Source organism: Rhodococcus sp. H29-C3, from assembly GCF_030063405.1.
In the GTDB taxonomy this organism is placed as follows: Bacteria; Actinomycetota; Actinomycetes; order Mycobacteriales; family Mycobacteriaceae; genus Rhodococcoides.
The window spans coordinates 100,405-107,925 of record NZ_JASITC010000013.1 but is presented as its reverse complement, the minus strand read 5'-3'; the positions used below and the strand labels follow the sequence as shown (position 1 = coordinate 107,925).

Sequence of the window (7,521 nt, the reverse complement as noted above, 5' to 3'; positions counted from 1 at the left end):
GTTGCATCTGCGAGATGCCCTTCGTTGTGGCCGAATCTTTCCCTAGACAAGATTGATTCTTTCACCACGGCAGGGCATTTCGCTTCTGCGACTCGGTCACGTTCACGGCCCAATCGGTGCATTCAGGCTTATTGCGTAGACCACATATCCGTAACTGCGTAGAGCGGTCACCCACGGACCGTTGTCGCGCTCGATACCGACCAACACGTCGCCGTCGCCGTGATCGGTGTCGCTGGTGTGTTCACTGATTCTCGTCAGAAGTGTGGCGAGTCCGTCCGCATCTTCTTGAACTCGGAACCTGGCCAGGACGTCCCCGTTCTCTGACATCAATTCTATGTCGTGATGGTCCTGCGCCCAATCGTCCCCGATAATGATCATCGTCACCTCGCTGAGTCGTGTGTAGCACTACAGGTCAAGGCAGCAGCCGTCGTTAGTCGCGACCAAATGACGAGTGCTCAAACGGCTTCTAAAGAAGTGGACCGGTCGGCACGGCATCCCATCAGCGATCAGGCGACGGCAGTCGACGAGGGCACGGTCATTCAGTAGGACTCCGCGTCACCGAGGGCCCAGGTGCTCCGTGTGCTCACCCGTCAACTGCTGCCCCGTAAGAATCTATGTTCAGTAGATCCTCACGACTCATTTGGTGCTCCTCGTGCTGGCTGGATTGTTTCCTTCGCAAGATCAATCTTCGCAGTTCAGAGCACCATTCTTCTTTTCTGACACGCCGCGCCTACCTACCGGCGTGAAAGCCCGAGGCTAAGGATTCCTATGAGCGGTTTGTCGCTGCCGCCAAGGAATTTCCCTCGCATCCCGCTGAGCGAGGGGTTCGTCAAGGAGACAATCTCGGCGTCCGACTTCGAGGCCACTACGTCCGGTTGATTGAATATTCGTCGGGGAAGTCTGTATCCATCCGAGTCTTGGGCTTTTGGGGCCCGCCGAGTTCATGCTGAACTCACCCTCGGTCACGCTATTGCCGTCGGACACGGCTGTACCGAATCGATGAGAGCTCCTGGTGTGAACGGACTTCCGGGAAACAAGCGCGCGGGTTCCAAGCATAAAACCCGACTGCGAGCGATCTCGTGGACCGTAAGTTCACTCGTGACGAGCCGAACAAGCTGTGGTTCAAAGACATTACGGAACATCCTACGCGCGAAGGTAAGGTCTATTGCGCTGTTGTCTTGGATACGTTTTCGAGGCGGGTCGTCGGGTGGTCTATCGCCAGTTCTCAGACGGCGACATTGGTGACGAGCGCGCTGGGAATGGGCATTTCGAATCGGGGCCCGACGCCCGGCACTTTGATTAATTCCGACCACGGAGTGCAAGGTAAATTCAATTGGTCGTCGCAACACCCTGATCTCGGAGGTGTGCGACTGGCTACGGCAGACTGGAGCAAGAAGGCCAGCGATGTTTCAGCGGGGGCTCGTCGGCAGTGGCGTGCTGATCGTGCGCTTCGGCCAGCGATGCGTCCGCCCGGGCGGCCGGAGCCTTCGCGGGCGGTGCAACGTCAGTTCTGGCGATTGATCGCGATTGCTACGCCAATGCCGTCATCGACTCGTTCTGGGGCAGAATGCAAACCGAACTTTTGAACAGGAAGCGATGGAAAACGAGGATCAAATTGGCCAACGCCATGTTCGAGTACCTCGAGATCTATCACAATCGCCAACGCAGGCACAGCGCTCTCGGGATGCTGACACCGATCGAGTTCGAGAACGTACACTTCACAGATCAACCCGTAGCCTGAAGTCAAATATGACGGCGCCACGAAACTCGGGGCACATCAAGTTCTCCGGACTCGCCGGTGCGGTACACAACGCATGCCGCCCTTGCGTGCGGCGCAAGATCTACCTTGGCATCCATGATTGATAGGTACGGTGTTGTTTGACTGGGTCCCCAACTGAGGAGTGAAGTGAAGACCGAAGTGCGCTCGCCGCTGGATATTTTCAATCTCCCGCAGCACCTGGTCATCCCGCTGTTTCAGCGGCCCTACGTCTGGAACCTGGAAAATCAGTGGGTCCCGCTGTGGGATGACATCCGTCGGTTGGCGGAACTGCGGCTTCAAGAACCTTCCGCCAATGCAACCCACTTCTTCGGCGCCGTTGTCCTTCAGGCCCAGGAGAACCAGACGGGAACCTTCCAGCCTCGGCTTATCATCGACGGTCAGCAGCGGCTGACGACCCTGCAGCTCGTCATGGACGCCACAGCATCGGTCCTCGAAGCGCGGGACGAGGACAACTTAGCTCGACGACTCGAAGAGCTCACGCACAACCCGGCACATTACGTCGAGCACGAGAACGACCGACTCAAGCTTCGACACACAAACCGAGACCGTGCAGCGTTCGACGAAGTCATGCAGGCAGATCCTCCCGTTGACTACGAAGCCCTGACGCATACGGCCAGCCTCCTGACCCAAGGACACGAGTACTTCTGCACAGAGGTAGACAATTGGCTGGGGGCTATGCCGGGGGCCGAATCCCATCTTCGGGCTGAGGCTCTGACGGGGGTACTGACAAGGGGTCTGCAGCTCGTAGTCATCGACCTACAGTGAGATGAGAACTCACAGGAAATCTTTGAGACGCTCAATGCGCGTGGCACACCCTTGACCGCGGCAGATCTCATCAAGAATTTCGTATTCCAAAGACTAGACGCGGATGGAACTGACACTGCGAAGTCCTACAGGGACGACTGGCCATTCGACTCTGTCTTCTGGGAACGCGAAGTCAGCGCTGGGCGCTATTTAATCAGCAGGAGTTCCCTGTTCCTAAATCAGTGGCTGGTATCGCGGGTGGGCGAGGAGATCAGTCCACGTCAAACCTTCGCTAGGTTCAAGCACTTTACAGAACATGAAGCGGCGCAGTCGATGACGTCGCTCTTACCCATTATCAAGCAACAGGCAGATCAGTACCAGCGTTGGACTGAGCGCGCTGGCGAGCCTAATTCGCCCTTGAACACAGTGGAATTGAATGTCTATCGGTTACACGCGAGTGAACTCGAAGTACTCAAGCCAGTGCTGATCTGGCTCCACGAACCGGGTTCGAACCATCACCAGACGGTGATCGACGGGGTTGTGAATGCTTGCGAAAGCTGGGTCATGCGTCGTGTGCTCACCCGCTTGGGGACCAGCGACCTCGGACGAGTGGTTGCCGATCTTATTAAAAGCCATCGTCAAATCGCATCTGAAAACCTGACCGGAGCCGTCCGCTCCTATCTGACCCGCCTCAACGCGACCAGTACGTATTGGCCCGGTGACGAACAGGTAATAGAAGAGATCAAGACTCAACCTGTTTATCGACGCTTCAAGCGGGGCCGCCTGCGGGTCTTTCTCGAAGCGATCGAAGACCACCTGCGGGGCTTCACAGGCGCGAAGCCCCTGGGCAATGAGCGGGTAGCGCGCGTCGGCTATCCAATCGAACACCTGATGCCCCAGAAGTGGGAGGCCAACTGGCCGGTGGAGAACCCATTCGAGCAGGAAAACCGCCGAGATCACATACATCGCTTGGGCAACCTCACCCTGCTGACACAGGCACTGAACGGCAAAGTTTCCAACGGTCCTTGGCTTGGCGACAACGGCAAACGAGCTCTGATAGACACCCATGACGTATTTCTTCTGAACCGACGCTTAAGAGATATCTCAGGACAAGGCTGGACAGAACAGCAGATCGATGACCGCACCCTTGCGCTCATCGAATGTCTACTCTTGACGTGGCCGGTTCCTGAGGGACATGTCGGCAAGGTCAAAGACCAGCCAGCCGGGCCCACTGCGTCAGTCACACTCAAGCAGCTTGCCTCCGCGGGGCTTCTCATCCCTGGTACCGAGCTGCGGAGTCGCGCGGGGAATTGGAAGGATATTCCCGCTATCGTAAACAACGATGCCAGCCTCTCACTGGACGGGCAACGGTTCACGACGCCATCTGGCGCCGGTCATTATCTGCGAAAGGGTGCGACCAACGGTTGGCATTTCTGGCTATTACCGGACGGTCAAAGGTTGTCAGTCTTACGCGACGAATTCCTGCTCGGCCGTCAAAGACCGAATGTAAGTCTCGATGCTTGACATGGCAACCGACTGGCAGGTCCCCGATAGTCGGACCACTTCGATCTAGAGCCGGTTCTGATTGATGTCAGTCGATCTCGCAGCCGTCCACCGGTTGGTGGATGTGGGTGCATTTCGCAGCGTACTCGGCCGGCGTTCGGTAGTTCAGCGACGAGTGGCGGTGCCGGTGGTTGTGGTCGTCCTTGAAATCCTCGATCACCACCCGCGCCTCGAGCAGACTCATCCAATGGTTGCGGTTCAGGCATTCCTTCCGTAGTCGGTTATTGAACGATTCGATGTGCCCGTTGTTCCACGGTGTGCCCGGCGGGATGTACGAGATTCCGATGCGGTCACCGCAGAACTGCTGCAGCACATGCGAAATGAACTCAGGTCCGTTGTCCATCCGCAACACCAGCGGCGGCCCACCTGGCAGGTCCCCGATAGTCGGACCACTTCGATCTAGAGCCGGTTCTGATTGATGTCAGTCGATCTCGCAGCCGTCCACCGGTTGGTGGATGTGGGTGCATTTCGCAGCGTACTCGGCCGGCGTTCGGTAGTTCAGCGACGAGTGGCGGTGCCGGTGGTTGTGGTCGTCCTTGAAATCCTCGATCACCACCCGCGCCTCGAGCAGACTCATCCAATGGTTGCGGTTCAGGCATTCCTTCCGTAGTCGGTTGTTGAACGATTCGATGTGCCCGTTGTTCCACGGTGTGCCCGGCGGGATGTACGAGATTCCGATGCGGTCACCGCAGAACTGCTGCAGCACATGCGAAATGAACTGAGGTCCGTTGTCCATCCGCAACACCAGCGGCGGCCCACCCCACAACGCGAACGCCTTCTCCAACTCCTCGGTCAACCGCCGAGCCGTGATCGACCGCTCCACGATGTTCAGCACGGACAGCCGGGTGTGCTCGTCGATCATCGACGCGATCTTGATCGCCTTGCCGCCGAAGGTGGAGTCGAACTGAAAATCAAGTGCCCATACGACTTTCGGAGCATCGGCCTCGATCTGTGGGGTCGAGCTGATGCCGGCACGCTTGCGGGGATGGTAGATCCGTACCTGCAGACCTTCCTCTTTCCACAACCGGTGCACCTTCTTCTTGTTCACCGTGATGCCAGCATCGTGCCTCAGATGCGCCCAGGCGCGGCGGAACCCGTGCATCGGGTTCTTCCCTGCGTAGGTGCAGAGCGCCGCCCTCAGGTCGGCATCAGGGTCCGCGGGTGTCTGCGCGATCGGAGTTCGGGCGTAGGTGGATCGGGGCAGCCCAACTGCTCTGCAGGCCAACCGTTTCGACAGCTTCAACGTCTTCACGAGCATGTCCACGGCGCGGCGCTTAGCAGCTGGGTCTAGAATTTTCCAGTAATAATAGGATCAACCCGCTGACGTGGTGGCCTGACTCCGAATTTTCCTGGCCCACCCGGTGCCTTTCGAAGGACCCGTCGACCGCCTCGCCCGCAGGCCACCACAACACTGTGGAGCACGCGAAGTCCGTGACCTCATAGGAGCCTGCCGCCCCACCTCGGCCCGTCACTGGCCCGTCCGAACCTCGCGCACACCACCCGAGGAAAGGCCGGACCACGTGACACCGAAACGCACACCACCACGCATCTACTGCGGCGTCGACACCCACGCAGACACCCATCACGCCGCCGTCATCACCGACACCGGAATCCTCATCGAAAGTCGCCAATTCGACACCACCACAGATGGATACCGCGAGCTACACACATGGATCCTCGGCCACGGAGCGCCCATCGCCGTCGGCATCGAAGGCACTGCCTCCTACGGCGCCGGCCTCACCCGGCATCTCCGCTCCCGCGCCGTCGCGGTCGTGGAAGTTCCGCGCCCGAACCGCAAACTCCGCCGCAACGTCGGCAAAAGCGACCCGATCGACGCCGAAGCAGCAGCCCGCGCCGTCCTCGCCCGCAACCAACTCTCCGAACCCAAACACTGCGACGGACCCATCGAGGCAATCCGAGCACTGCGCGTCGCGAGATCGAGCGCAGTCAAAGCCGCCACCGCATCGATGAACGCCGTCCGATCGATGATCGTCACCGCCCCAGAAACACTGCGCACCCACCTGCGCGGACGCACCACCACAGCACTGCTCGATGCGTGCATCGCACTCGAACCCGACCTCGGCGCGCTCACCGACCCGACCAACGCCACCATCGTCGCACTCCGCTCGCTCGCCGGGCGGTGCCGCGAATTGCGCAGAGAAGCAAAAGAACTCAAGCAATACCTCACAGCACTCGTCAAGCAGAGCGCACCACGAACTTCGGAAATCCTGGGACTAGGACCCGACACCGCAGCCGCGCTACTCGTCACCGTCGGCGACAACCCCGAGCGGCTACGGTCGGAATCGTCGTTCGCTCACCTGTGCGGAGTAGCGCCGATCCCCGCGTCGTCGGGCAAGACCACACGGCACCGGCTACATCGCGGCGGCGACCGACGCGTCAACCAAGCCCTACACACCGCCGTCGTCGTCCGCCTCAAATACAGCGACGAGGCACGCGCCTACGCCAATCGCCGCACAGCAGAGGGGAAATCGATGCCCGGGATCCTCCGATGCCAAAAACGCTACCTCGCGCGTGAGGTGTTCAGCGCACTGCGCGCAGATTACGGTGCGCTGACTGCTTGACATCTATTGGAGCGTCCTTGGCCACCTCCCTCAACGCGTCCTTCTCGAGCTCCGCATCCGCAAGCAGACGTTTGAGCCGGCCGTTCTGCTCGCGCAGGTCCTTGAGTTCCTTCGCGGCGTCGGTGTCCATGCCGCCGTACTGGCGGCGCCAGTTGTACAACGTCGCCGCCGAGACTTCGAGTTCGGCGGCGATCTCCTCCTGCGTTTTGCCCGCCGCGGTGAGCTCGTCGGCTCTGCGCAGCTTGCGCACGATGTCCTCAGCGGAGTTCCGCTTCCGTCCAGCCATAATTCTCATCTTCCTATCCGCCCAGGTCACGGGCAACAGGACTCTAGAACAAGATGGCGTCGTTCACCGGGGACACGCCAGTACGACCAAGGGCATGGCCGACGACAGACCACAAACGCGTGAAGCTGCAGTGGATCGCCACAGCCGATCCTGGCCTATACCGCGCCTAACTGATCAAACAGGCCTACGCACCGTCTTCAAAACCCCACGCCGACGAGGCCGCCAATGCACTCGAACATTGGATTCAGTGGGCACGACGCAGCCGTATCGAATCGTTCGTCATGCTGCAACGTCGCATCGTCGGGCACCGCGAACGAATCTTCGCTGCCATCGAACATGGAGTGTCCAACAGACTCGTCGAATCCATGAACACCAAGATCCGACTCCTCACTCGTATCGCCTTCGGCTTCGTCCATACCGAAGCGCTCATCTCCTCGGCCATGCTCTCTCTCGGAGGACACCGACCGTCACTACCAGGTAGCCGATAACACCCACGCATCCGGCACAAGGACCTGAAAGATTGAGGTTAGCTCGTCCAATACCGTTCAAATATTTTCAAGCCCGAA

8 protein-coding genes and 2 pseudogenes are annotated in these 7,521 nt (G+C 59.3%); 6 read left to right on the top strand and 4 right to left on the bottom strand.

All coding sequences use genetic code 11. The annotated features are described in order from the left end of the window. Positions 1-102: 102 nt before the first annotated feature. Positions 103-378, bottom strand: coding sequence for an IS110 family transposase (locus QMK32_RS21215; RefSeq protein ID WP_283477273.1), 276 nt, complete (start codon positions 376-378; stop codon positions 103-105). A gap of 701 nt (positions 379-1,079) precedes the next feature. Here QMK32_RS21215 and QMK32_RS21210 point away from each other — a divergent pair. The 4 genes and pseudogenes from QMK32_RS21210 to QMK32_RS21195 form a co-directional block, all read left to right on the top strand. After that, positions 1,080-1,526 (top strand): annotated as a pseudogene (locus QMK32_RS21210) (DDE-type integrase/transposase/recombinase); the annotation flags it as partial. Beyond that, entirely contained in the window at positions 1,511-1,741 is a 231-nt protein-coding gene (locus QMK32_RS21205) for an integrase core domain-containing protein (RefSeq protein WP_502943727.1), read from the top strand. The pseudogene QMK32_RS21210 and the gene QMK32_RS21205, both read left to right, overlap by 16 nt. A 165-nt stretch (positions 1,742-1,906) precedes the next feature. Then, positions 1,907-2,545: a DUF262 domain-containing protein gene (locus tag QMK32_RS21200; protein ID WP_283477271.1), complete on the top strand. Its 639-nt coding sequence runs from the start codon at positions 1,907-1,909 to the stop codon at positions 2,543-2,545. Between the two features lie 237 nt (positions 2,546-2,782). Then, positions 2,783-4,048: a GmrSD restriction endonuclease domain-containing protein gene (locus tag QMK32_RS21195; RefSeq protein WP_283477269.1), complete on the top strand. Its 1,266-nt coding sequence runs from the start codon at positions 2,783-2,785 to the stop codon at positions 4,046-4,048. A gap of 67 nt (positions 4,049-4,115) precedes the next feature. Here QMK32_RS21195 and QMK32_RS21190 read toward each other — a convergent pair whose 3' ends face one another. Together QMK32_RS21190 and QMK32_RS21185 are read right to left on the bottom strand one after the other, a co-directional pair. After that, positions 4,116-4,439: an integrase core domain-containing protein gene (locus tag QMK32_RS21190; protein ID WP_502943724.1), complete on the bottom strand. Its 324-nt coding sequence runs from the start codon at positions 4,437-4,439 to the stop codon at positions 4,116-4,118. Positions 4,440-4,508: 69 nt separating this feature from the next. After that, positions 4,509-5,339 carry an IS3 family transposase gene (locus QMK32_RS21185; RefSeq protein ID WP_283477268.1) on the bottom strand — a complete coding sequence of 277 codons (831 nt, stop codon included), beginning with the start codon at positions 5,337-5,339 and terminating at the stop codon, positions 4,509-4,511. Positions 5,340-5,607: 268 nt separating this feature from the next. Here QMK32_RS21185 and QMK32_RS21180 point away from each other — a divergent pair, with 268 nt between their 5' ends. Next, positions 5,608-6,669, top strand: coding sequence for an IS110 family RNA-guided transposase (locus tag QMK32_RS21180; protein WP_283477267.1), 1,062 nt, complete (start codon positions 5,608-5,610; stop codon positions 6,667-6,669). Here the strand turns inward: QMK32_RS21180 and QMK32_RS21175 are convergent. After that, positions 6,629-6,955, bottom strand: coding sequence for a transposase (locus tag QMK32_RS21175; protein WP_269306752.1), 327 nt, complete (start codon positions 6,953-6,955; stop codon positions 6,629-6,631). The two genes, QMK32_RS21180 and QMK32_RS21175, sit on opposite strands and share 41 nt — an antisense overlap. 122 nt (positions 6,956-7,077) lie before the next feature. Here QMK32_RS21175 and QMK32_RS21170 point away from each other — a divergent pair. Further along, positions 7,078-7,443, top strand: a pseudogene (locus QMK32_RS21170) (transposase); the annotation flags it as partial. Positions 7,444-7,521: the final 78 nt, after the last annotated feature.